This window comes from Corynebacterium sp. HMSC072G08, from assembly GCF_001809185.1.
Taxonomy (GTDB): Bacteria; Actinomycetota; Actinomycetes; order Mycobacteriales; family Mycobacteriaceae; genus Corynebacterium; species Corynebacterium phoceense.
In genome coordinates, this window is record NZ_KV796463.1 from 1 (window position 1) to 23,522 (window position 23,522).

23 protein-coding genes are annotated in these 23,522 nt (G+C 64.8%); 8 read left to right on the plus strand and 15 right to left on the minus strand.

Annotated elements, in window-relative coordinates; translation table 11 throughout:
* Positions 1-95: 95 nt before the first annotated feature.
* The 5 genes from HMPREF2559_RS11610 to dapE all read right to left on the minus strand — a co-directional run bounded on the left by HMPREF2559_RS11610 (position 96) and on the right by dapE (position 3,837).
* Positions 96-959: a methyltransferase domain-containing protein gene (locus HMPREF2559_RS11610; RefSeq protein ID WP_066490639.1), complete on the minus strand. Its 864-nt coding sequence runs from the start codon at positions 957-959 to the stop codon at positions 96-98.
* Entirely contained in the window at positions 960-1,127 is a 168-nt protein-coding gene (locus tag HMPREF2559_RS11615) for a DUF3117 domain-containing protein (RefSeq protein WP_068801645.1), read from the minus strand. It abuts the gene before it with no gap.
* 140 nt (positions 1,128-1,267) lie between these two features.
* Positions 1,268-1,807, minus strand: a complete 540-nt coding sequence (locus tag HMPREF2559_RS13095; protein WP_066490635.1) for a hypothetical protein — start codon at positions 1,805-1,807, stop codon at positions 1,268-1,270.
* 89 nt (positions 1,808-1,896) lie between these two features.
* Positions 1,897-2,676, minus strand: a complete 780-nt coding sequence (locus HMPREF2559_RS11625; RefSeq protein ID WP_066490634.1) for an LOG family protein — start codon at positions 2,674-2,676, stop codon at positions 1,897-1,899.
* 33 nt (positions 2,677-2,709) lie between these two features.
* Entirely contained in the window at positions 2,710-3,837 is a 1,128-nt protein-coding gene (dapE, locus tag HMPREF2559_RS11630; protein ID WP_070540866.1) for a succinyl-diaminopimelate desuccinylase, read from the minus strand.
* A gap of 96 nt (positions 3,838-3,933) precedes the next feature.
* Between dapE and HMPREF2559_RS11635 the strand changes: the two genes are divergently transcribed.
* The 5 genes from HMPREF2559_RS11635 to HMPREF2559_RS11655 all read left to right on the plus strand — a co-directional run bounded on the left by HMPREF2559_RS11635 (position 3,934) and on the right by HMPREF2559_RS11655 (position 10,794).
* Positions 3,934-5,331 (plus strand): amino acid permease, encoded by a 1,398-nt coding sequence (locus tag HMPREF2559_RS11635; protein WP_066490632.1) that lies wholly within the window; start codon positions 3,934-3,936, stop codon positions 5,329-5,331.
* A 118-nt stretch (positions 5,332-5,449) separates the two neighbouring features.
* Positions 5,450-6,421, plus strand: a complete 972-nt coding sequence (gene dapD / locus HMPREF2559_RS11640; RefSeq protein ID WP_066490628.1) for a 2,3,4,5-tetrahydropyridine-2,6-dicarboxylate N-succinyltransferase — start codon at positions 5,450-5,452, stop codon at positions 6,419-6,421.
* 241 nt (positions 6,422-6,662) lie between these two features.
* The gene (locus HMPREF2559_RS11645; protein WP_066509306.1) at positions 6,663-7,118 is read left to right on the plus strand and encodes a T3SS (YopN, CesT) and YbjN peptide-binding chaperone 1; all 456 of its coding nucleotides are present in this window, start codon (positions 6,663-6,665) and stop codon (positions 7,116-7,118) included.
* A 5-nt stretch (positions 7,119-7,123) separates the two neighbouring features.
* Positions 7,124-9,256: an AAA family ATPase gene (locus HMPREF2559_RS11650; RefSeq protein WP_066509302.1), complete on the plus strand. Its 2,133-nt coding sequence runs from the start codon at positions 7,124-7,126 to the stop codon at positions 9,254-9,256.
* A gap of 110 nt (positions 9,257-9,366) precedes the next feature.
* Entirely contained in the window at positions 9,367-10,794 is a 1,428-nt protein-coding gene (locus HMPREF2559_RS11655; protein WP_369799439.1) for an amino acid permease, read from the plus strand.
* A 110-nt stretch (positions 10,795-10,904) separates the two neighbouring features.
* Here the strand turns inward: HMPREF2559_RS11655 and HMPREF2559_RS11660 are convergent, their stop codons facing one another.
* The 9 genes from HMPREF2559_RS11660 to typA form a co-directional block, all read right to left on the minus strand.
* A complete protein-coding gene (locus tag HMPREF2559_RS11660; protein WP_070540869.1) occupies positions 10,905-11,585 on the minus strand; it encodes a hypothetical protein in 681 nt (226 codons plus the stop codon).
* Between the two features lie 88 nt (positions 11,586-11,673).
* Entirely contained in the window at positions 11,674-12,240 is a 567-nt protein-coding gene (locus HMPREF2559_RS11665; protein WP_066490606.1) for a GtrA family protein, read from the minus strand.
* Between the two features lie 29 nt (positions 12,241-12,269).
* Entirely contained in the window at positions 12,270-13,049 is a 780-nt protein-coding gene (locus tag HMPREF2559_RS11670) for a pseudouridine synthase (protein WP_231732300.1), read from the minus strand.
* Between the two features lie 73 nt (positions 13,050-13,122).
* Positions 13,123-14,223: a succinyldiaminopimelate transaminase gene (gene dapC / locus HMPREF2559_RS11675; RefSeq protein ID WP_070540874.1), complete on the minus strand. Its 1,101-nt coding sequence runs from the start codon at positions 14,221-14,223 to the stop codon at positions 13,123-13,125.
* A gap of 43 nt (positions 14,224-14,266) precedes the next feature.
* Positions 14,267-14,590: a ferredoxin gene (gene fdxA, locus HMPREF2559_RS11680; RefSeq protein ID WP_066490601.1), complete on the minus strand. Its 324-nt coding sequence runs from the start codon at positions 14,588-14,590 to the stop codon at positions 14,267-14,269.
* Between the two features lie 63 nt (positions 14,591-14,653).
* Entirely contained in the window at positions 14,654-15,088 is a 435-nt protein-coding gene (locus HMPREF2559_RS11685) for a hypothetical protein (RefSeq protein ID WP_066509287.1), read from the minus strand.
* Complete coding sequence (locus tag HMPREF2559_RS11690) at positions 15,085-15,987, minus strand: PIG-L family deacetylase (protein WP_066509285.1); 903 nt, start codon at positions 15,985-15,987, stop codon at positions 15,085-15,087. Before HMPREF2559_RS11690 ends, HMPREF2559_RS11685 begins: the two co-directional genes overlap by 4 nt.
* Positions 15,984-17,873, minus strand: a complete 1,890-nt coding sequence (locus HMPREF2559_RS11695; protein ID WP_066490583.1) for an ABC transporter family substrate-binding protein — start codon at positions 17,871-17,873, stop codon at positions 15,984-15,986. The genes HMPREF2559_RS11690 and HMPREF2559_RS11695 overlap by 4 nt, the downstream gene beginning before the upstream one ends.
* A 134-nt stretch (positions 17,874-18,007) precedes the next feature.
* Positions 18,008-19,918: a translational GTPase TypA gene (typA, locus tag HMPREF2559_RS11700; RefSeq protein WP_066490573.1), complete on the minus strand. Its 1,911-nt coding sequence runs from the start codon at positions 19,916-19,918 to the stop codon at positions 18,008-18,010.
* A 595-nt stretch (positions 19,919-20,513) separates the two neighbouring features.
* On the opposite strand from typA, the gene HMPREF2559_RS11705 reads away from it, so the two are divergent.
* Genes HMPREF2559_RS11705 through HMPREF2559_RS11715 form a run of 3 tightly spaced genes read left to right on the plus strand, consistent with a single transcriptional unit; the run spans position 20,514 to position 22,743 of the window.
* Positions 20,514-21,236, plus strand: coding sequence for an Rv1157c family protein (locus HMPREF2559_RS11705; protein WP_066490563.1), 723 nt, complete (start codon positions 20,514-20,516; stop codon positions 21,234-21,236).
* The gene (locus HMPREF2559_RS11710; protein WP_066509278.1) at positions 21,236-21,760 is read left to right on the plus strand and encodes a ribonuclease FAU-1 family protein; all 525 of its coding nucleotides are present in this window, start codon (positions 21,236-21,238) and stop codon (positions 21,758-21,760) included. The genes HMPREF2559_RS11705 and HMPREF2559_RS11710 overlap by 1 nt, the downstream gene beginning before the upstream one ends.
* A 53-nt stretch (positions 21,761-21,813) precedes the next feature.
* The gene (locus tag HMPREF2559_RS11715; RefSeq protein ID WP_066490547.1) at positions 21,814-22,743 is read left to right on the plus strand and encodes a DUF808 domain-containing protein; all 930 of its coding nucleotides are present in this window, start codon (positions 21,814-21,816) and stop codon (positions 22,741-22,743) included.
* Here the strand turns inward: HMPREF2559_RS11715 and HMPREF2559_RS13100 are convergent.
* Positions 22,727-23,522 (minus strand): HNH endonuclease signature motif containing protein (locus tag HMPREF2559_RS13100; RefSeq protein WP_070540872.1); only part of this gene is annotated, 796 nt, incomplete at its 5' end. The genes HMPREF2559_RS11715 and HMPREF2559_RS13100 overlap by 17 nt on opposite strands.

Consider the following 23,522-nt stretch of genomic DNA (forward strand, 5'->3'; position numbering starts at 1 on the left):
CGTAGCGGACACACATTTTGCTACTTAGCCCCCTGTTCCGTTCAACGCCGTGCGCGTAGCGTGGGGCGCGCGGGGCAACACCCCGGACCTGTGAACTAGCGGACGGGGCGCAAGCGATCGAGGCGAGCGCGAGCGGTCACCGTGATCGACTCCGGCAACGAGGCCATGCGCTCGGCCAGTTGCTCCGCGCTAATGTGGCGCGCAGACGGGCTCATTCCAACCTGTGCGATGATGGAGGCCTTGTCGAGCACGATAGGGAAAGAAATATCAACTGGGTCTGCGGCTTGCTCAAGGTAGCCCTTGGCTTGCTCGTACATGCGCTCAACCTTGCCTTCTTCCACGCCGAGAATGCCCAGCGGGGCACGCAGTTCGTCGAGATGTCCCGCCGCGGGGGTAAGAACGACAACTTGGCCATGCGGCGCGAGCACGCGTTGGAACTCCGCGGGGTTGCGCGGCGCGAAGACAACGGAGATAGCGTCAATGACGCCATCGCGCAGCGGCAGGCGTTCCCACGCGTCTGCGACCACGGCGCCAATGCGCGGGTGCGCCTTTGCCAAGTGCTTGGCCGCGTGCGTAGAAATATCCAGGCCCACGCCACGAGCGCCGTCCAAGGAGTCCAGTGTGTGCGCGAGATAGTAGCCGGTGCCTGCGCCGACCTCGAGCAGCGCCGGCGAGTGTTCTTCCGGTGCGAGGTCAACGACGTCTTGTACGGCGCCGGTCACCGCCTCCACGAAAGGCGCGAAGTGACCGCGGGAAAGGTACGTCTCACGGGCCTCGACCATGGCGGCGTCATCACCCTTGTGTTTGAGCCCAGCCCCCGGGGCAAGCGTGACGTAGCCTTGCTTGGCGACGTCATAGGAGTGACCCGACTCGGCGACAAGACGAGCACAATCGTCCGCGCCAGCCAATGGCGTACCGTCGACGGGATCAGCGAGAAGATCGATTACGTCGGCAAGCACTTATCCGGCAGCCTCCGTGAGCAAAGCTCCGAGCTCAGCGGCTTCTTCCTTGGTCATCTCGACGACGATGCGTCCGCCGCCATCAGACGGGATGCGCATAACGATCTTGCGAGATTCTTCCACTGCTTCCATCGGGCCGCCGGTGGTACGTGGCTTCATTGCTGCCATGAGCGAAGCTCCTTATATCTCAGTTATTGGGTATACCCCACCTAGTCTACGCTACTTTCCCGCGGGTTTAGCCCACGTCACGTCGCGGCCACGGGCAGAGCGGACTGAAACACTACAGATAGCGGCGATCGCGTGGCAGCCTAGGACCGGCGCTCGTCCTCGCTCGGACCATCGACGATGATGAAGCTTCCTGCCTGCGAGGGACCAGCGCCGGGAGTTTGCGTGACCGTCATCGTTCCGGTGCGGTCCTCTTTCTCCTGCGGCTCGGCTGGCTTCTCGTCCGAGCGTTCTTCCGGGAGTTCAGCCTGCTGCGCAGGTGCGCTCGGAGCAGCGGCGTCCACAAACGCAGCGGCGGCCGGGGACTCGGCAGCGGCCACGTCAGGCGCAGGCGTGGACATCGCGCGGGCAGCGGCGAGTTCTTCCTCCAGTTCTTGGAAACGCTTGTCGAGGGCCACGAGGACCTCGTCGACCTGGCGTTGGCGGTAGCCGTTGCGCACGACGTCAAAACGGACGTCGTCCAGGTCACCGTGTTTGACCGCCACGCGGTTGCTCGCGCGCACATCGGAGGGGCCTTCTGGCCCATCCATCACTGCACCATTCACACCAAACTTACCCGTCGCCCAGATGCCCAGGATGGCGAGAATGGCGAGAATAAGGATGAGCAGGATCCACGAAAACATGCTGTTTAAGCTACCTTACTTTCAGTGTGCGGTATGCAAAGGCCACGGGAGAAACCACGAGAAGCCGCCGGAAGCCCCAGTGGGGACGACTAGCGCGCGTTGCGGATACGCTGGTCGGCAATGACCTCGTGGCATGTGACGATATGGGCCACGGCCTCGTCCGGATCATCGGTGATGAGGAAGAGATCGGGGTCTTCCGGACTGATATAGCCGTCGATGACGAGAGTCTGGCGAATCCAATCCACGAGGCCGGACCAGTACTCGGAACCCATGAGGACTATCGGATAGTTCGTCACCTTGCCGGTCTGCACCATGCAGAGGACCTCAAAGAACTCGTCCATGGTGCCAAAGCCACCGGGCAGGCAGATGAAGGCCTGGGAGTACTTGAGGAACATCGTCTTACGCGCGAAGAAGTAGCGGAAGTTGAGGCCCAAGTCGACGTAGGCGTTGAGCCCCTGCTCGTGCGGGAGCTCGATGCCCAGACCCACCGAGGTGCCGCCCGCCTCATGCGCGCCGCGGTTGGCGGCCTCCATGATGCCGGGGCCGCCGCCGGTGATCACGGCGTACTCGGCGCCCGCTAGCTGACGGCCGACCTCGACGCCGAGGTCGTAGTAGGTGTCACCCTCGTGCAGACGGGCGGAACCAAAGACGGTCACGGCCTTGGGCAGGCGGTAGAGCGCATCAAAGCCGGCGACGAACTCGCCTTGGATGCGCAGCACGCGCCACGGGTCCGCATGCATCCAGTCATGGTCTGCCCCAGATTCGAGGAGCCGTTGGTCGAAGGTGGAGTCCTGCTGTCCCTCGGTGCGCAGGAGCATGGGGCCGCGCAGGGTGCGGTCTTTCGTGACGTGGTTGAGCTCGGGTGCCATGTGGGTGTGAGTACTTTCTGAAAGTTGAAGGTCTTAGGACGTGGTGAGGTAGGCCTTAAGCGCGCGGGCGACCTCACAGATCTGCGCGACAGGAACCTGCTCGTCTTTCTTGTGTGCAAAGCCCGGATCGCCCGCACCGAAATTGACGGCTGGGGTGCCCATCTCGGAGAAGCGTGCGACGTCGGTCCAGCCGAACTTCGCTCTGAAATTGCCGTCAACGGCGGCGAGCAGCGCCTGTGCCGCTGGCTGGCCCAGGCCCGGCAGAGCGGCACCCGCAGCGTCGTCGACCTCGACGGTGATGGTGCCCGGCGCGCCAGCCTCGCCGCCGTTGGCGCCCACTTCGAGTTCGAGGACGCCGAGCGCGTGGGCCATCGCCTCGTCGAGCGACCGGTCCGGCGCGAAGCGGAAATTGACGAACATCCACGCCTCGTCCGGAATGGTATTCGTTGCCACGCCCGACTCGAGGTGGACGATATTAAGTCCCTCGCGGTACTCGCATTCGTCGATGGTGACGGTGCGGGGCACATAGGAGGCCACGCGCTGCATGACCGGGGCCAGGGCGTGGGCGGCGTTGGAGCCGAGCCAGGCGCGCGCCGAGTGGGCGCGCGTGCCGTGGGCCGTCACACGTAGGCGGATGGTGCCCTGGCAGCCCGCCTCGATCATCGCGCCGGAGGGCTCGCCCAGCAGTGCCAGATCTCCAGCGAGCCATTCAGGATGGTCGCGCTGCAAGTGGCCCAGGCCATTGAACTCGGTGGCAACTTCCTCACCCTCGTAGGCGATGAGGGTCAAGTCATGGGCGAGCGAGGGGGCATCGGCAAGCTCGGCGAAGGCATGGAGGTAGACCGCCATGCCGGACTTCATGTCCACGGTGCCGCAGCCCCACATGACGGCATCCTCGCCAGAGCCTTCCATGTGGTGCGGGACGTTATCCGCGATGGGAACCGTGTCGATATGGCCGGCGAGTACGACGCGGGAGGTCAGCCCCCGGTTCGTGCGGGCACACACCGTGTTGCCGTAGCGCTCTACCTCAATGGGAGCCCGCAGCGCACGCAAAGCTTCCTCCACAGCGTCCGCGATCGCCTCCTCATGGTGCGAAGGGCTGGGGATATCCACCAGCGCGGCAGTGAGTTCGACGGGGTCAGCATGCAAATCTAGAGTCACAAGTGGCCATCGTACCGCCGTGACAGGCCACGCGCGCGCCGGTGTTAGGCTTTAATGCGTTCTACTTGAAGCCTATAGCGCGAAAGAATCTTCCTTATGAGCACCTCTCCAGCAGCGGGCAAGCGGCTGAAATCACGCCACCTCACCATGATGGGCCTGGGTTCTGCCGTCGGCGCCGGGCTCTTCCTCGGCGTCGGCGTGGGCATTCAGGCCTCCGGTACCTCGGTCCTTATTTCTTATGCCATCGCGGGCGGGCTCATCGCGCTCGTCATGGTCATGCTTGGCGAGATGGCCGCCGCACGTCCCTCGCTCGGCTCCTTTTCCACCTACGCGGGCCAAGCCTTTGGCAACTGGGCACGGTTTACGCTGGGCTGGCTCTACTGGTTCATGCTCATCATGGTCATGGGTTCGGAAATCACCGGCGCCTCCGCCATCATCGCGGGGTGGACCGGCTGGGCGCCGTGGGTCCCGGCGCTCATCGCGGTGACCCTCTTCGCCATCGTCAACTTCGCGGCTGTGCGTGGCTTTGGCGAATTCGAGTTCTGGTTCTCCACCATCAAGGTCGGCGTCATCATCGTGTTCATCGCCATCGGCCTGCTCATGGCGCTGGGCTGGTGGCCGAACACGGACACTGTCCACCTGTCCAACTTCACGGAAAACTTCCTACCCAACGGCGCGCCCGGTTTCGCCGCGGGCCTGCTCGCTGTCGCCTTCGCCTTCGGCGGCATCGAGCTTGTCACCATCGCCGCCGCCGAGTCCGAGGACCCCGCGCACAACGTGTCCACCGCCGTGCGCGCCGCCGTCTTCCGCATCATCGTCTTCTACGTCGGCTCCGTGGCCATCATCTCGCTGCTGCTGCCCTTCGACCGCATCCACGACGCGGACGTCGCCGCACAGTCGCCGTTCACGCTCGTCCTCGAGCAGGCCGGCCTGCCGGGCGCCGTCGGCGTCATGGAGGTCGTCATCGTCGTCGCCCTCCTGTCCTCGTTTAACGCACAGATCTACGCCACCTCCCGCCTCGTCTTCGACATGGCGCACGAGGGCAACGCGCACAAGCTCTTCCTCAAGACCTCCCGCACTGGTTCCCCCGTCAACGCCGTCATCCTCTCGATGATCTTCGCCTTTGCTTCGGTGGGCCTGCAGTACTGGAACCCGCCGGGACTGCTCGCCTTCCTCTTCAACGCCGTGGGCGGCTGCCTGCTCGTCATCTGGCTGTTTATCACCTGCTCTTACCTCAAGCTCCACCCGCAGCTCAAGGCCAATGGCGAGATCACCGCGCTGCGCGCGCCGGGCTTTCCCTACGTCCCGTGGCTGGTCATGCTCGCCATGGCAGCACTCATCGTGCTCATGGTCTTCGACCCGTCCGCGCGCGGCCAGGTCATCGCCGTACTCGTCCTGTCCGCCGCCCTCATCGTCCTCGCCGTGGTGCTTCCGGTGGGCAAGCGCGAGAAGCTTGTCCGTACCCCCTCTACCGCAGCCCCCGGTCAGGTGTGAGCCAGGTATCACTGACCTGAGATTCCCTTCATGGTCGGCTAGACTCCTGAAACAATATGCGCCGCGGCGCGGCGCTGCCCTACTAGACATTCACCTCACGAAAGTACTCTGACTTCTCATGACCTCAGCATCCGCCCGCGGACTGGCCACGCTCACTCACGACGGCACCGTCCTCGACGTTTGGTTCCCTGCTGTGTATACGGATAAGCCTGTGGACGCGACCGGCACCACCCGCCTGGAGCAGGCCCCGCAGCAGTTCGCTTCCCTCGTCGGCCCTGATGAGGAGCGTGGCGTCGCCCGCGTCGCCGTGGAGACGACCATCAAGGACCTGGACGAGGCTCCGGTGGACGCCTACGACGCGTACCTGCGCCTCCACCTGCTCTCTCACCGCGCGGTGAAGCCACACGGCCTCAACATGGATGGCATCTTCGGACTGCTCGCCAACGTCGTGTGGACCAATTACGGCCCCTGCGCCGTCGCCGACTTCCAGATGGTCCGCGGCCGCCTCGCCTCCCGTGGCCCCGTGGTCGTCTTCTCCGTCGACAAATTCCCGCGCATGGTCGACTATGTCGTGCCATCCGGCGTGCGCATCGGCGACGCGGACCGCGTGCGTCTGGGCGCCCACCTCGCTGAGGGCACCACCGTCATGCACGAAGGTTTCGTCAACTTCAACGCCGGCACGCTGGGAACCTCCATGGTCGAGGGTCGCATTTCCGCTGGCGTCGTCGTGGGTGACGGCTCCGACGTGGGCGGCGGCGCCTCCATCATGGGCACGCTGTCCGGTGGCGGCAAGGAAGTCATCTCCATCGGCGAGCGCTGCTTGCTCGGCGCGAACTCCGGCATCGGCATCTCCCTCGGCGATGACTGCGTCGTCGAGGCCGGCCTCTACGTCACCGCCGGCACCAAGATCGCCGTGCACGGCGCCGTCGCCACCGCCCTCGGCGTAGCCGACGGCGACACCGTCAAGGGCTCCCAGCTCTCCGGCGGCTCCGGCTTCCTCCTGCGCCGCAACTCCGTCACCGGCGCTGTCGAGGCCACCGAGTGGAAGGCCTCGGCCGTCAAGCTCAACGACGCGCTCCACAAGAACTAACGCGCTGTCGCTTTCGCCTCCACCCCGCACCGCATCCCGCGGCGCGGGGGGTCCGCGTTTTCCTGCGCATAGCCATGCCATTCGAACAGATCTACGTGAAATGTACGTAAACTCGTCCCCTCGTGTGGCCTCCGTCTCCTACACTTAGGCTTGTTCTTCTCGCACAGTTGCATCCACCCCGAGAAGACACCCATTCCCCGCCGTCTGTGACGGCCCACCTACTAGTGCAGGAGCTTGAATTATGTCGAACATTCTGGAAATCAAGGACAAGGTCCAGCGTTGGCTGATGGAGGACAAGAACACCGGCCAGGTGAGCCTGCTTCCGGACGGCTACCGGATCATCAACGGAAACGTCCCAGTCCACATCACCTTCGAAGAGCGCGATGGTGAGGATCCGTACGTCCTTATCCGTATCACTGCGCTGACCGTCTGGGACGCCCCGATGACCCCCGAATCGCAGGCGTGGCTGCTCGAGCACAATAACGACTACATCTTTGGTCGTTTCGCCATCCACACTGCGCACAACGACAAGCTTGACCGCGATGTCACGGCCGTCCTGGTCGAACACCTCATTCTGGGCGACACCGTCGACCCGGATGAATTCCTCAACGCCCTTTACACGGTCGCCATCGCGGGTGACAGCTTTGATGACGAGTTCATTGCACAGTTCGGTGGCGAACACTACATCGACGACTAAACGCCATGCTCTCCACCTCCACGCTCCTTACCCTGTCCGACTACGCACAAGCGGAGGCCAAGAAGCGCTCTGAGCCGGCCACGGCCTGGCACTTAGCCGCCGCGCTGCAGGACAAGTACCCGAAGCTATTCGCCGATATCTTTGGCGAGGGCGGTGCTGACCTGCTTCGCACGTCGGCCCACGCGTCCTTGTCCGCGCTCGACGTCTCCGTGCGTCGCCTCCAGGAGTCCGCTCCACCGCAGAAGGCCGAAACCTTCCGCTCCCTGCTGCGTCCCACGTCAACCGCCGAGGCCGCCACCGCCGCGCCCAACGCCACACCGGTCGCAGCAACGGACTCTTCATCGGACTCAGCGCCGAACGCGATGGCGACGCTGGACACGCCCGCCCCGACTGCGCAGTCCGGGGAACGCGCAACCGCTGAATCCACCGGCGCCGCAGGCGAGGCACGCACCGTCGAACAGGCCCACGCTGCGTCAGAAGATTCTGCTGGCCCACGCTCCCGGTTCTTAGACGCCGCAGAAGCCCGCGCAGTCCCCGAGTCGCAGACCGCCGCCATACGGCAGGCCTACGTCCAGGCAACCGGCGCGCCCGAGGTGCCCTGCGTCGTCGTAGTTCCGGAAGGCCGGCGCACCAGCGAGGTCGCCGACTACCTCGCAGCAATGGCCGAAGACGGCGTCTCGGTCAGCCGATTTAATCCCGATTTCCTCTTTAGCAAGGCGCTGAACTTCCGCTCCCTGCGCAAGGCCTTCGCAGGCATTGACGCCACACATATCGTCGTGCTCGATTGCGTCGAGACCATCTTGGGTCTCACCTCGCCCTATACGGCGACGGACGTCGCCGCTGCTGTCGATACCTTCCATGTGACCGCCACACCGCATCCGGTCCTCGTGCTGCCGCAGGCCGCGGTCGGCACCTTCGAGGAGCAGCATGCTGCGCTGGCTGATGCCGCCGTACGGGTCACGCTGCCGCCACTCACTAACGCCGAGGCCACGGAGCTCGTGCAGCAGGTTCTCATTGAAGAGGCAGCCGCCGCCCAGCTCACGGTCGACGAGGACGTTCGTCCCCTCATCACGGCCCCCGCCGCGCCTACGGACACCCTGCGCCAGCCTGCGGTGGGCATCAACCGCGCCCGCACGGCCATCCGCTCCGCGCAGTTGCGTGGGGCTCGGGCAGTGACCACCGCCGACGTTGATACGTTGACCTCCTCGGATAATCTGCGCGTCCGCTCTGCCGAGCTCATCGCCGCCCTCAAGAAGCAGGTCCACGGCCAGGACTACGCCTGCGAGGTCACCGCACGCCGCCTGGCGCTCACCCACCTCAACTGGGATCTCAACCCGCAGCGTCCCAACGGCGTCTTTCTCTTCGCCGGTCCCTCCGGCGTAGGTAAGACGCAGCTGGCCAAGGCCTTGTGCGAGGCACTCTATGATGACGCGCAGCGCCTCATCCGCCTCGATATGAGCGAGTACCACCAGGAATGGGCCATCTCCCGCCTCACGGGTCCGCAACCGGGCTATGTCGGCTCCACCGAGCCCGACTCTTGGCTCACCACCCGCGTGCGCAAGCAGCCGCACACGGTCCTCCTCCTCGACGAGATTGAGAAGGCACATCCCAAGGTCTGGAATACCTTCCTCCAGGTCTTCGATGCCGGCCGTCTCACGGACTCCCGCGGAGAGGTCGCGGATTTCTCCGACACGGTCATCATCATGACCTCTAACCTCGGCGCCACGAGCATGAACGTCAGCTCGCTGGGCTTTGGCGGCGGCACCCAGACCGACCTCGTGGAAGCTAGCCGCGAGCGCGTCCTCGGCGCCGTAAAGAAGTCCATGGCCCCGGAGCTCGTCAACCGCATGGATGCCATCATCCCGTTCCAGCCACTGGGGAAGGACACCATCCGCGCCATCGCGTTGCAGGAGATCGAGCGCATCACCGCACGTCTGGCCGGCCATGGTTACGCGCTTACGGTGACCGATGCCGCCGTGGACCTCATCGCGGACAGCGGCTACGAACCGGCCTTCGGCGCCCGCCACGTCCAACGCGCAGTGGAAAACCTGCTCCTGCTCCCCATGCCGGAACTTGAGCCAGGCTTTATCCTTGCTGATGCTGTCGACGGCAAGGTCGTGCTCGCGCACACCGCCTAGCCCCGCGGACCGGCACACCGCCCACTCCGGCGGCCCGCCGCTCCCCGTCGCCGGTGGGGTATGCTCCGCTGCCCCTGATGCGGACCGCGCCCCACCGCCGAACTAGCATGATGAGTGTGTCTGATACATCCTCCTCTACCCTCGGCCACGGTCTCAAGGTCCGCCACCTCACGATGATGGGGCTCGGCTCGACGATCGGCGCCGGACTCTTCCTCGGCACCGGCGTCGGCATCTCCGCCGCAGGCCCCGCCGTCCTTGTCGCCTATGTCATCGCTGGCTTCCTCGCTATCCTCGTCATGCAGATGCTCGGCGAAATGGGCACCGTCATCCCCGCCTCCGGCTCGTTCTCGGAGTACGCGGAACACGGTATCGGCCGCTGGGCCGGATTCACACAGGGCTGGATTTATTGGCTGGCCACCGTCGCCGTCCTCGGCGCAGAGATTACCGGCGCGGCCGGCTTCATCGGCGCATGGTTCGGCGTCACCCCCTGGATCCCCGCCGCCATCTGCGTCGCCATCTTCGGCATCATTAACCTGCTCCACGTCCGTAGCTTCGGCGAGTTCGAGTATTGGTTCGCGGCCATTAAGGTCATCGTCATCGTCGCCTTCCTCATCATCGGCGCGCTCCTCATCTTCGGCCTTCTGCCCGGCCACACCTTCATCGGCAGCGAGGTCTTCCTCGCGGACGGCTTCATGCCCAACGGCCTGGGCGGCGTCGCAGCGGCACTTCTCGCCGTGGCCTTTGCTTTCGGCGGCATCGAGGTCGTCGCCATCGCCTCCGCCGAATCCGAGGACCCTAAGCGCTCCCTGGTCAACGCCGTGCGCTCGACCATCCTGCGCATCTCCGTGTTCTACCTGGGCTCCGTCCTCGTCATCACCTTCCTCCTGCCCTACTCGTCCCTGGGCAACGCGAAGTCCGCCGCCGAGTCGCCCTTCACCATGGTCCTCGAACGCGCGGGCATCCCCGGCGCTGCCGGCTTCATGGAGGTCATCATCGTCCTAGCGCTGCTCTCCGCATTCAACGCGCAGATTTACGCGTCCTCGCGCATGATGCACTCGCTCGCCGCCCGCGGTGAGGCCCCCAAGTTCTTTACCAAGACCAACGCGAAAGGCGTGCCCACCAACGCCATCGCGTTGTCCGTGGCGCTCTCCGTGGTCATGGTCATCCTCAACTACGCCGACACCGGCTGGCTGCTCACCTTTATGCTCAACGCCGCAGGCGCCTCGCTGCTCATCGTGTGGGTCTTCATCGCGGTGAGCCAGCTGCGCCTGCGCCGCCAGCTTGAGACCATCCACCCCCTGCCCATCCGCATGTGGGCCTTCCCCTACCTCACGTGGTTCGCACTCGCTATCTTTGTAGCACTTGCCGTGCTCATGCTTTCCGATGCCTCCGCGCGCGTCCAACTCGTCTCCGCCGCCGCCATGTTCGCCGTCCTCACCGTTGCCGGCATCATCAATGCCAAGGTCCGTGGCATCTCCCCCACCGCGCGCCTGCCGCTGCCCGACACCGCCCATGCTTCCGATGCACCCCGCGTCTAGGACTCAGCCCTAAGCTCCCCGTCGCTCCCCGCGTTGACCCCAAGACGCACCCCATGCCCTAGACTCCCCGCGGAGTCCAGGGCACTCGTGTCTGTGCGCCCGGCGACGCCTTATTTCATGCGCAGCTTCCCGCGCTCACTCACCTCAAAGCCGTGGCCGTCGGCTGCCGTGACACTGAGATACAGCTCCTCGCCTGGTCCCTTGAAGGTCACGCGCACGCCCTCCACATCGGTTTGTGTGCCGGCCTTAATCTCGCGCACGCGCTTATAGTTGTCGCCGCCAAGCTCAGACGCCATCGTGTCATCACTGCCCACGTATCCGTAGCGGAACGTGCCATCCTCGGTACGCTCCACAAGGTTGGCCGGCGTTTGCCCCTCAGCGCCCTCGACCAAAGGCGCATCCATCTGGTTAATCATGCAGCGCACAGTGGCGCCTTCGTCCGCGATGGAGCAGTCACCCATGCCAAAGCGAATGCGATACTCGCCCGTGCCGATGCCACCCGCAAACGCGCCTGGGTGCAGCCACGTAAGGCCCGCCTCCTCTGCCTCGGCACGCAGCCTGTCCGACTCGGCCTTCGACGCCTCATAGTCGTCCGTGGGTTTCGTGTTCTCCGCCGACGCAGTACCATTCGCAGTGCTCGCCGCCGCGGCCGCAGAGGATTCCGCAGCCCGAGGCTGCGGCTGTGCCGTCGAGGTCACCACGATGACTTCCGGATCAGACGACGTGCACGCACTCAGGCCCGCCGCCGCGACGGTGATCAGGGACAGGGGAAGGAATAAGAAACGTCTCATGGCCCCAACGTTAGCGCGGCCCCCGACATCACCATGTAGAAACCCCGGCGCCGCAGTCTGAGCTGCGGCGCCGGGGACAGGAGACGGCCTAGGCGGGGTGGCTTTCCTCCACCACGCGCGGCGCCTTGGGCGTGGAACGGAAGGTCCACAACTTGTTGATGATGAAATTGATGGGCATCGCCACGATGATAGAGATGATGTTGGCCCAGTAGCTCTTGTTGCGTAGGCCTGAGGAGTCATCGAAGATTTCCGAGGACAGTGAAATGGGCGAAGTCGGATTGACTAACGCAATCATGACGACCTGCGAAACCACATAAGCGCCGATGCCGGTGAGCAGGAACGGAAAGAACCCGCGCCACCACGACACTTTGTCGACGGAGCTAAACGTCCACTTGCGGTTGAGCTGGTAATTCCACACGTTCGCGACAAAGAAGGCAATGAACGCGAAGATGTTGTACCAGCGCACGTTGAAGTCCGTGAAGGGGATCGCCAGCAGCGAGTCGTAGTAGTGAATACCCCAGACAGCCTCGAAGAACTTCTTCGCGACGACGAACATGACCGCGTTGACCACGGTGCCTGAGCCGCCCACGAGGCCGAATTTAATAAACTGCCCCAAGTTTGAGGCGAAGCGGCCGGCCGTAACTGACGTGCTCATGGCGGCGCCCTTCCTAGTGGTGGATTTTTCTATAACTGTCCTAGGGTACCCCGCCAGTCCCGCGAAATTGAAAAGCGACGCCGCTTGCCAGTGAACGGATCCCTCAACCACAGAGACGTCGCAACCAGCGCCAACGGCGTAGAAAAGTCGTAAAGCGCCAGTCCCTTATCCACCGGATACGTGTCATCTCCCACAATCGGCGAGCCAAGATAGTTCAGCAGCACGCGCAACTGGTGCGTATGCCCCGTCTCCGGCCGCAGCACCACCTCGTCACCGCGGCCTTCAAGCCACGTCCGCGTGCGCGTGCCCGCTGGATCCACGCGCACCTGGCGCTCGCCCCGCTCCTTGCGCATGCCCAGGTCCACGACGCCCGCCGCGCGCTCCAACGGTGAGGACACGAGCGCATGATATTCCTTGTGCACTTTCCGCCGCGCAAACAGCTCTTGGTACGCCCGACGCGTCGCCGGGTTACGCGAGCACACGACCACACCCGACGTGAGCCGGTCGAGCCGATGCAGCGGCACGATCTCGTCCTCACCATATTCCACGCGCAGCCGCGTTTGCACCGTCTCGCGCACAATTCGCCCATTCGACGTCGTGGGGAGAAAATGCGGCTTATCCACGACGATAAGGTCGCGGTCAGCGTAGAGCACCTCGTAGTGGAAAGGAATCGGCGGCTCCGGCGGCACCGCGGGGTGGTACCACGCCGGCACGGGCCGCTCCAGAATACGTCCCGCAGGCAGCCGCTCCCCCGGTGAAAACGGCGAATCGCCTGCCGATGCCGCCCAATAGGCAACGTCGGCAGGCACCCGGCCCACAAGGACCGTCTTGCGCGGCGAGATTCCCTCCCGCGCCGGCGGTCGCCAGGAGCCGACCGGAGAGTTAGGCCGCAAGGCGCGCGCACGCCGTGTCGACGCGCTCGTCCGTGCTATTCAGCCCCATGCGAATGAACTGCTCGCCCTCCGGGCCGTAGAAGTCGCCCGGGGCGACAAGGATTCCGCGCTCGGCCAGCCAGTCGACCGTGTCGCGGCAGTTTTCGCCACGGGTAGCCCACAGGTAGAGACCTGCCTCGGAATGCTCGATGCGGAAGCCCGCGTCCGTGAGCGCACGCACAAGCTTGGCGCGGCGCGCGGCATAGCGACCGCGCTGCAGCGCCTCTGAGTCGTCGTCCTCCAACGCTGCGACCATGGCCGCCTGGATGGGGCCCGGCGTGATAAGGCCGGCGTGCTTGCGCAGCTCGAGCAGCTCCGCGATAAGCGCAGCGTCGCCGGCGAAGAAGCCCGCGCGGTAGCTCGCCATATTCGCGGACTTTGACAGCGAATGCATGGCGATAAGGCCCGTGTTATCCCCGTCCGTCACGCGCGGATCGAGGATGGAGACCGGCTGCTTCTCATCGTCCCAGCCCAGACCGATGTAGCACTCGTCCGAAGCCACAATCGCGTTATTCGCGCGTGCCCACGCGACAACCTCACGCAGGTACTCGATGGTGAGCACCTCGCCCGTCGGATTCGACGGCGAGTTGATAAATGCCAGGCCAGCAGAGCCGAACTTCGCCGGGTCAGACTCGCGCACCGGCGTGGCCCCCGCGATGAGCGCGCCCACCTCGTAGGTCGGGTACGCCACCGGCGGGATGACGATGGTCTCGCCACGCAAGCCGAGCAGAGTAGGCAGCCAGGCGATGGCTTCCTTCGTGCCCACCACGGGCAGCGTCGCCGCCGGGGACTCGACCGCAATGTTGTAGCGTCGCGACAGCGCGTCGAAGATGGCCTGGCGCAGCTCCGGCGTGCCGGCAGTGGCCGGATAACCGGGAGCCTCTGCGGCAGCGGAGAGCGCCAGCTGCACGCCGGGCGCCACCGGGTCAACGGGGTTGCCCACCGAGAGGTCGACAATTCCGTCCGGGTGCGCCTGGGCCTTAGCCTTGGCTCCGGCCAGCGAGTTCCAAGGGAAATCCGGAAGTGTATTACCTAGCGGCGTGCGTGCCATCATTGTCCTCTCCCACGCAAGCGGTGATTACTTAGTCTTTCTGCTAGTCCTGGTTCTGTGGACCGAGGGCAGCAACGAGCGGAGCGTCGAAGTCCTGCGGGCCCAGCGCCGCAGCGCCGCCCGGGGAACCCAGAGAATCGAAGAACGCCGCGTTCGCGTCGTTGTAGTCGAGCCACTCGTCCGGCACGTCGTCTTCGTAGAAGATGGCCTCGACGGGGCACGCGGGCTCGCAGGCGCCGCAGTCCACGCACTCATCAGGGTGGATGTAGAGGGAACGCTTGCCCTCGTAGATGCAGTCGACCGGGCACTCCTCAACGCAGGCACGGTCCATCACGTCGACGCAAGGCTGCGCGATAGTGTACGTCATGGGTTTGAAATCACTTCCGAAAAATTGAGATTACGTCAGGGGGATGTGAACTTACCTAGTATGTCACTTCCCATTGAAGAAAGGCCACCCGCCCCCGGCTACTCCAGCCGCAAATAACAGGATGGTCGATAATGTGGCGGGCAACGCTTGCAGGCTGCCGATGCCCCCTGCTAGCGCCAGAGCCAAAAAGCCCAGCGTCCACACGATAAGGGGCACCGCGGCGACAAGCGTGCGGCGCGACCATAACAGCGCCGTGCGCGTGAGGACAAGGTTGAATCCAAATGCCACGGCGATGGTCACGGGGAACGGGATGGAGGTCTCCCCCAGCGGCAGACGCGCGCCGAGGTAAACCACCTCGAGGAGCAACGAGAAGATTGCACCGAGGCTCAGCCACACCAATCCCGTCACCGCCTCGCCCCGATCGAAATTCGTGCGAATCACCGGCTGCGCCTGCTCTCGGGCCTGCTGGGAAGGCTGCTCCGCCTGCGTGTTATTCATCGCTCGAGTCCTGCGAACAAACCTGCAGCGCCTTCTGCTGGCGCCGCCGCGGCGGTACCTGCCTGGCCCAGGTGATAGAACTCGGCGCGCAGCAACGGCATGACGAGCAGGTTCGACAATCCGAAGGCCACCGGCGCCACGGCCGGGTCGCCGATGCCCGCGAAGGCCGAGACCGGGTTCGTCCGCGACACCGTTCCGTCCGCCAGCCAGATCTGCGTCGGGTGGGCGGCCATGCCCGCGCGCTTGGCGGCGTACGCCGCGTCATCGAGCGGGTAGCGCACGAACGTCTCAGTCTCCGAGGCCTCGTTCGTGAAGTTATCGAGGTAGTCCCTGTCCGGCTTCTGCCAGCCCTCGGGCTCGGTGAGTGTGTCGAGGCCCGCGTAGTTCTGTGCGCGGTCGAAGACAGCCCACCACACGCGACGGTCTCCCGCCGCGGTGTGAACCGCCTTATGCACCGCGATGTGGTCCGGGTGGCCGTAGCCGCCGTCCGGACCGTAGGTCACGATAATGTGCGGGTCGAGCTCCGCAAACCGGCCATGCAGGTGCCCCGCCGCCTCCTCGACACGGTTGACCAGTGCACGCGGGTGCTCGTGCGCGGGTGAGCCTTCCATGCCCGAGTCGCGGAAGAAGCCAGCGCCGCCCACAAACTCGTGCTCGATGCCCAACGCCGCGACGGCGTCTTCGAGCTCGCGCACGCGCAAGCCTGCCAGCACGCCGTTGTCCACGACGCTCTGGTACGGCTCGCCGATGACTTCGCCCTCATCGCCCAGTGTGAGCGTGAGCAAGGTGACCGTCGCGCCACGGCGCGCCAGGTCCGCGAGCGTGCCGCCGGTAAAGAGGACCTCATCGTCCGGGTGCGCATGCACCGCGACCACGCGGAAGCCAGTCAAATCCGTCATTCTTTTCGTCCTTTGTCCTCGTTCGTGCCCTGTTTCGCGTCGTTGTCTTGGTCTGCGCCCTTATCGGCACCTCGCGCTGCTTCGCGGGTGGCCGTCGACGTCGCGGCCAGGTCCTTGTCCTCGGGCGTCCACTCGGGTGCCGTCGCGAGTCCCGCGCGCCATGCGTCCACTGTAGTCCCCGGTCCCACGATGCCCTCTCCCAGGGCGAGGAGCCGTGACTCGGCGAGCAGCGGAACAACCACGTGGCTGCGCGCCTGCCACTCCGCCAACGCGCGGGCGGCATCGGCAGCCTTCGTCTCCCCGCTCAGAATCGCCGCACGCGTCACCGCCGCGTCCGGCGGGCACACGCCGGACAGCTCGCCCGGGAAGGTCTCCGGAGTCTCGTCCTCGTCCCACAGATCGCCCAGCGACGTCGCGGTCTCCTCGCTCGTGCGCTCCGCCGCCGCGCTATCCTTTGCCGACGTGTCTGCCACAGAAGGCTCCGGCGAACCCGGCGTGGTCGACCCGGCTGGGTCAGCCGCGCTTGGTGCAGCTGACGACGTTGTCCCCACCGGGACCGGATCGCTCGCACAGACGTAGGAGCTGGCCACGCGGAGTGGATTCTCGTCCACAGTATCCCAGCTCAACACGGCATCGACCGTGCCCGAGGGCAACGACTCCGCCGCCAATGTGCGCATGCGGTCCGCAACCACCTTCGCGCTCACGCCGTGCAGGGCGAGCTGGTCGACGAGGATATTGGCCGCCGTAGCCGCCGTCGTATCGGAGGGATCGACGCCGATGTGCACGGGACGTCCCAAGGCGACGAGCTCTGCGACGTCGGGGTTGTCTGCCGCCTCGGACGAGGGGGCATCGGCAGCCTGGCCTGGGACATCGAGCGGCGCGGTGCGCCCGGTGGCCAACCGTGCAACCTGGCGGGCATCGATGAGCTCCGCGAGCTGCGCGCGAGCTTCCTCGGGCAGCGCGACATGCAAGCGCAACTGACGCGCGGTATCCACCGTCTCCGCGTCGACATCCGGCAGGAGCGAGAGCGCCTCGAGCGTGGTCTGCTCCGGCGTGAAGTCCGCGAAGCCAATCTGGCCGGAGCGCAGCATATTGATGGCCTGCTCCGCGTCGCGGACCGAGCGCAACATGATGACGTCGGTGCGCGCAGGGTCCTTGCCCCAGTAACGATCGTTGCGGTTGAGCGTAATGACCCCACGGGCGCGGTCCACGGTCGCGACGAGGTAGCGGCCCGCCGAGGCAGGAATATCGTCATGCAGGACCGTATCGAAGGCGACGTCACCGAGCAGGTGGGACGGCACGAGCCCGTGGAAGAGCCCCTGCCAGTTCGCGACGCGTTCGCGGAAGTCGACGGTGACGACGCGCCCGCCGTCGCTCGAGGCAATCGTCGAAATGGCTCGGTAGCCCGCCGGGTCCTGGACGCCGGCGGTGGTCACCATGCCGTGCCACAGGTAGCTGAAGTCTGCCGCGGAAATGGGCGTGCCGTCTGACCACTGCGCGGCGGAGGAAATCTTGTACCGCACGCGCTGCGCAACACCCCGCGGGGCCTCGACTTCCTCGGCGCTATCGAGCAGGTCTGTATCCATGACGCCGTTGCGGAACGCGGACGGCAGCACGAGGTCCGTGAGCTGCTGGACGAGCTCCTGATTATTCGCGGCGAGATGCGGATTGAGCCCGCCCACCAGCGGATCAACGCCGATGGAAACCGTGGTGCGCTCCGGCACGTCCGTCGCCGCGCGCGTGGTCGTGGGAGTCCCCGTGACGGTCGCGGCTTCCTCTTCATCGACAACCGGCGGCGGGCCGGGGTTGGCAGCACACGCACTCAACGCGCAGGCGCACACGAGCGCAGTCGCACCGCGCAGGAGGGGCTGGAGGAATCGCACCATGTCTCGTACTTTCTCCGCTTTTCTACGGTAATTCTGTCGAGCCTACTGTAGCGCCGTGCAGCGCACAGACGAACGCCGCCGCGTCCTCCTGCGTGAGAGCAGGCGGGCGCGGCGGCGCCGTGTGAAGCAGAATCTTACTTATTCAGCTGCTTTGCGCGCGACGCAGCGCGCTTACGGTCCGTCGCCGACAGCTCGACCTTGCGCACGCGCAGGACGTTCGGGGCAACCTCGACGCACTCGTCGCCGCCACAGAATTCCAGCGCCTCATCGAGGGACAAGGTGCGGGCCTTCTGCAGGGTCACCGTGGCATCCGCGGTAGCGGAACGCATGTTGGTGAGCTTCTTTTCCTTCGTAATGTTGATGTCCATATCCTCATCACGGTTGTTGGCGCCCACGACCATGCCCTCGTAGGCCTCCATGCCCGGCTCCACGAAGAAATCGCCGCGGTCTGCGAGCTGCTGCAGCGCGTACGCCGTGATCTGGCCGGAACGGTCAGCGACGAGCGAGCCGGTGGCACGCGACTTGATCTCGCCAGCCCAGACGTCCAGGCCATCCGAGATGGAGTTGGCGATACCCGCGCCGCGGGTCTCGGTGAGGAACTGGGTGCGGAAGCCGATGAGGCCACGGGCCGGAACACGGAAGGTCATGCGGACCCAGTCGCCCTCGCGGACGTCCATGGACTGCATCTGGCCCTTACGGGTGGCCAGCAACTGGGTGACGGCGCCCTGGTGCTCGGACGGGGTGTCGACCGTGAGCATCTCGTACGGCTCCATGGTCTTGCCATCGATGACCTGGGTAACGACCTGCGGCTTACCCACGGTGAGCTCGAAGCCCTCGCGGCGCATGTTCTCAATGAGAACGGACAGCGCCATCTCGCCGCGGCCCTGGACTTCCCAGGCATCCGGACGCTCGGTGGGCAGAACCTTGATGGAGACGTTACCGATGAGCTCCTGGTCGAGGCGGGCCTTGACCATACGAGCCGTGAGCTTGTCGCCGCCGCCCTGGCCGGCCATCGGCGAGGTGTTGACGCCGATGGTCATGGAGATGGCCGGCTCATCGATGTGGATCTTCGGCAAAGCAACCGGGTTGTCGACATCAGCGATGGTATCGCCAATCATGATCTCCGGGATACCGGAGATAGCGATGATGTCGCCCGCGATGGCCTCGGTATCCGGCTCTCGCTCGAAGCCGACGGTACGCAACAGCTCGGCAACCTTGACGTTCTTGACAACCTCGTTGCCGTCCTCGTCCCAGGAAATCCACGCGACCTGCTGGCCCTTCTTGATCTTGCCGGAGTAGATACGCAGCAGAGCAATACGGCCGAGGAAGTCAGAAGAGTCGAGGTTGGCGACGTGTGCCTGCAGCGGGCCGTCGACGGAAGCAGACGGCTCCGGCAGGACGTTGTAGATAACGTCGAAGAGCGGCTGGAGGTCTTCGCCCTCCGGGACATTGCCGTTGCCCGGGTTCTCGGTAGACGCAATGCCGGCACGACCGGAAGCGTACAGAACCGGCAGGTCGAGCAGTTCTTCCGCAGCGGCCTCGGCCTCCGGGTCGTCGAGACCCGCAGCGATTTCGAGCAGCAGGTCCTGGGACTCGGCAACGACTTCGTCGATACGTGCGTCCGGGCGGTCCGTCTTGTTCACACAAATGATGACGGGCAGCTTGGCTTCGAGAGCCTTGGTGAGCACGAAGCGGGTCTGCGGCAGCGGACCCTCGGACGCGTCAACAAGGAGGACAACGCCGTCGACCATGGAGATACCGCGCTCGACCTCGCCGCCGAAGTCGGCGTGACCCGGGGTGTCGATGACGTTGATGATGAGGTCGCCACCGTCCTTGCCCAGGCCCTTACGGTGGATGGCCGTGTTCTTCGCGAGAATGGTAATGCCGCGCTCGCGCTCCTGGTCATTGGAGTCCATGACGCGGTCCGTGTGCTCGCCGTGGTCACCGAAAGCGCCGGACTGCTCCAGCATGCCGTTGACGAGGGTGGTCTTACCGTGGTCAACGTGGGCGACGATGGCGACGTTGCGGAACTCGGTTTGGGTCACGAGGGGGATTCTCCTTTAAGAATCTGGGGGTGAAATTTCCCGCACCAGTGGCAGTTCCGCACCGCTTACCCTGGCAGCGACCTCAGAAGGCCTGCGGATAAGGGCGCTCATGTCCGTCAAGCGGGGCCCGAATGCCACCGCCGTCTGCACGGGGAAATTATGAACGGGTAAGAATCTTACCCCCAACACGGCAAAGACGCAGCATTAAGGACCACGACAGCCACCCCACAGCGACCAAGAGTGGGCATTCTCACCGCGAGCACACTCTCGCAGGAAACGACACACCCCATCCCAACACCGTCGCACACCCCAACCAAAAGTCACAGATCGGTAACAATTTCACAGGCGCCCCACAAAATCCAGCCTCATTAGTTGACCGAGAAACTCAAGTGACTATTGTGACTCATGTTGATTATTTGACAATAACTTAATGTTTGTTCAGCGGCGCGCCCTACGCTCTGCCCGACACGGATGGCTGGCTGGCCGTCCTCGTCGGTGCGGCGTAGCCCACGCCGCCGTCGGTGTATCTTCGTGCCTTCGCGCGGAGCGTGCCCGACTGCATTGTCTCCTATCCACAGAAGGAAACCCTTTACCCGTGAGCTCCTCGGTTACCGTCCTGCGCCGTGCCGCCGCTGCGTGCGTTGCCTCCGCGACGCTCGCTGCGACCGCCACCGCTGCGGCCATTGTGCCCGCCACTGCCGCCGCGCCGGACTTCTCCTCCGTCACCGGCCTGCCCGCGTCCTCCAACCCGCTCGACGGCCTAGGCCGCCCCACGCCGGAGACGCAGTCGCGCATTCACGCCTTCGTGGATCAGCCTTTCGTTCCGCAGGACCTCCGCAACGCCGTGCTCTCTGCGCTGGCGTTCAGCACCGGGGAGGGTGCCACCGGCGAGGGCGGCGTCCAGCTTGTCGACGGCGGCCCCGGCTTTACCCAGTTCTACTGGCCGACGGTCTCCGCGAACTGCATCGGCGGCCAGCAAGACGCCATGGGCTCCGCCATCGCCGTGCCCGGCCCCACGGACATCCCGGCGCCTGGCGCTGGCCCCGGCGAGATGGTCTTCCTCTTTACCGCACTGGGTACGCAGACCGCCGCCCCCAACCAGGGCGCCATGAGGGTCCAGTGGTTCAACATCGATAATTTCGCATTCGGCGAAACCCCGCTCACCAACCACGGCATCAACCCGGACGGCCCCACGACGGTTTCCGGCCGCGCGCAGACCGGCACCGGCACCGTCGTCGCCGTGCTCTCCGGCGCCGTGAACACCGCCGAGTCGCGCTGCACCTTCGCCCCCACCGCCGCCATCATCGAGGCCAAGTAATGCACGCGCCGAAGCTGGAGACCTTCCGCCTCGCTGACCACATCAACGTCGATCCCAAGGGCATCGACCGCACCGTCGACGCGTACGAGCGCCACGAGTTCGGCCTCTACATGGCCCGCGGCGCCAACCACCCGCGCTTCGGCTACCTGGAGTCTTGGCTACTTCCGGGCCTAGGTCTGCGTGTCAACAAGTTCCATGAGCGGGCGGGCGGCCACTTTTACCAGGACTTCTACATCGACGTCGCCAGCATTGAGCTTTCCGATGCCGCCTGGACCACCCGCGACCTCTACATCGACCTTCTCTCCACGACCGGCTCCCCTATCACCGTCGATGACATCGACGAGCTCTCGCAGGCCACCGCACAGGGGCTCATCTCCGCCGAGGACGCCGAGTTCGCCATCGACGCCACTCTGCGCGCCGTCGACGGGATTACCCGCCACAACGACAACGTCATTGACTGGCTCACGGCCATTGGCTACCCACTCACGTGGGCGGAGCATGTCGAACTCGTGCCGGAAGGCTAGCCAACCAGTAAGATTGGCGCGTCAATCCCCTCCCTAGCGCAAAGGATTTCTTCATGGCCGGTGGACTCTTCGCCCTTCTCGATGACATCGCGCTCATCGCCCGCTCCGCCGCGGCGAGCGTCGATGACGTTGCAACACTCGCTGGAAGAACCTCTATCAAGGCAGCCGGAGTTGTCATCGATGACGCCGCTGTCGCCCCGCAGTACGTCCAAGGCGTCCAGCCCGCGCGCGAGCTGCCCATGATCTGGCGCATCACGAAGGGCTCGCTGCGCAATAAGCTGGTCATCATCCTGCCCATCGCGCTCATCCTGTCCTGGATCGCGCCGTGGGCGCTTACTCCCATCCTCATGGCCGGCGGCACGTACCTGTGCTTCGAGGGCGCGGAGAAGGTCATCCACTTCTTCAAGCGCGATGAACACCACGAGGATGCCGCTCCCACGAGCGAGTCTCCCAAGGAGGCCGAGGACCGCTTGGTCTCCTCTGCCATCACCACGGACCTCATTCTGTCCGCGGAAATCATGGTGATCTCCCTCAACGCCGTTATAGAGGAGACGTTCTGGCTGCGCCTGGGCACGCTCATCGCCGTCGCTATCCTCATCACTCTCGGCGTCTACGGCGTCGTCGGCCTCCTCGTGAAGATGGATGACATGGGCATCGGACTGCTCAAGCGCCGCAACGGCAAGTCTCCGCTGGGCACTGCCCTCGTCAAGGGCATGCCCATCGCCCTCAACATCATCTCCGTCATCGGTACCTTCGCCATGCTCTGGGTCGGCGGCCACATCGTCATCAACGGTCTCCACGAATTCGGCGCGCACGAGCTCCACAACCTCATCGAGCGCGCGGCAGCGATCACCTCAAACGGAGCCCTGCAATGGCTCATCGACACCGGCATCTCGCTCGTGTTCGGTTTCCTCCTAGGCCTCGTGGTGGTCTCCATCATCACCTTCGCCAAGCGTTCGGCTGGTTCTACCGCGCGTTCATAAATTCCTCCTCGAGCAGTTGCTTTTCTTCTTCCACCCACGCCGGCAATGGTCCTTCTAGCTCCGGCGCGACCGGCGTTCCCGGCGGGTGGTACCAGCCCTTGGGTGGCACCCAGTAAATCGTTCCGCGCCTTCTTAAGAACCCGCGACCATCCACCTCGTTGACGGCGTTGTGATACTGGCACGCAATCGTGAGATCCTCCGGGCTCGTCTCCCCTCCGTTGCGCCAGGCTTCCAGGTGGTGCACCTGGCAATCGTGCGCACCCTTCGAACAGCCCGGCCAGGGGCAGACGGGATTCTCCCCCATGGCCATCAGCCGCTGCTTCGTGGAGGCAAACCGCGAAATCCGGTGCAGATTCACCGGCCCGTACACCGGGTGCAACAGCACGTGGAAGCCATAGTCGTTGATGGTCCGCGTCGCCAGCTCCGTCGAGGAAATCACCGCGCCGTTGGACAACTGGAACCACACCTCGTGACCCTCACAGGCCTTGGCGTAGTTGTCCATCGTGGTCACGAGCATAAGTGTGATCGTCGGCTGCGCGGCTTTCTCTTCGCCGAACCAATGCTCGAGCACGGACTCGATGGGCTGGTCTTTGTCGATGGAATCGCGAATGTCGGCTAGGTCCGCCGACGGCCCGCAGATAGTCAGCGAGGCGTTGCCGTCCGAGTGCTGAGCAAAGCGCACGCCGGCCTTAGGGGTGCGCGGCTTAACCACCTTCTTTACCAGCTCGCGGGCTTCTTTGTCGATGTGCTTCGTATCGCCGGTCTTCTTCAACGCCTCG

Bases quoted from the DNA above. Each gene is read 5' to 3' on its own strand.
- HMPREF2559_RS11615 (WP_068801645.1), bottom strand. From the start codon at position 1,127: ATGGCAGCAATGAAGCCACGTACCACCGGCGGCCCGATGGAAGCAGTG.
- HMPREF2559_RS13095 (WP_066490635.1), bottom strand. From the start codon at position 1,807: ATGTTTTCGTGGATCCTGCTCATCCTTATTCTCGCCATTCTCGCCATC.
- HMPREF2559_RS11625 (WP_066490634.1), bottom strand. From the start codon at position 2,676: ATGGCACCCGAGCTCAACCACGTCACGAAAGACCGCACCCTGCGCGGC.
- HMPREF2559_RS11635 (WP_066490632.1), top strand. From the start codon at position 3,934: ATGAGCACCTCTCCAGCAGCGGGCAAGCGGCTGAAATCACGCCACCTC.
- dapD (WP_066490628.1), top strand. From the start codon at position 5,450: ATGACCTCAGCATCCGCCCGCGGACTGGCCACGCTCACTCACGACGGC.
- HMPREF2559_RS11645 (WP_066509306.1), top strand. From the start codon at position 6,663: ATGTCGAACATTCTGGAAATCAAGGACAAGGTCCAGCGTTGGCTGATG.
- HMPREF2559_RS11650 (WP_066509302.1), top strand. From the start codon at position 7,124: ATGCTCTCCACCTCCACGCTCCTTACCCTGTCCGACTACGCACAAGCG.
- HMPREF2559_RS11655 (WP_369799439.1), top strand. From the start codon at position 9,367: ATGAGTGTGTCTGATACATCCTCCTCTACCCTCGGCCACGGTCTCAAG.
- HMPREF2559_RS11660 (WP_070540869.1), bottom strand. From the start codon at position 11,585: ATGAGACGTTTCTTATTCCTTCCCCTGTCCCTGATCACCGTCGCGGCG.
- HMPREF2559_RS11665 (WP_066490606.1), bottom strand. From the start codon at position 12,240: ATGAGCACGTCAGTTACGGCCGGCCGCTTCGCCTCAAACTTGGGGCAG.
- dapC (WP_070540874.1), bottom strand. From the start codon at position 14,223: ATGGCACGCACGCCGCTAGGTAATACACTTCCGGATTTCCCTTGGAAC.
- fdxA (WP_066490601.1), bottom strand. From the start codon at position 14,590: ATGACGTACACTATCGCGCAGCCTTGCGTCGACGTGATGGACCGTGCC.
- HMPREF2559_RS11685 (WP_066509287.1), bottom strand. From the start codon at position 15,088: ATGAATAACACGCAGGCGGAGCAGCCTTCCCAGCAGGCCCGAGAGCAG.
- HMPREF2559_RS11690 (WP_066509285.1), bottom strand. From the start codon at position 15,987: ATGACGGATTTGACTGGCTTCCGCGTGGTCGCGGTGCATGCGCACCCG.
- HMPREF2559_RS11695 (WP_066490583.1), bottom strand. From the start codon at position 17,873: ATGGTGCGATTCCTCCAGCCCCTCCTGCGCGGTGCGACTGCGCTCGTG.
- HMPREF2559_RS11710 (WP_066509278.1), top strand. From the start codon at position 21,236: ATGCACGCGCCGAAGCTGGAGACCTTCCGCCTCGCTGACCACATCAAC.
- HMPREF2559_RS11715 (WP_066490547.1), top strand. From the start codon at position 21,814: ATGGCCGGTGGACTCTTCGCCCTTCTCGATGACATCGCGCTCATCGCC.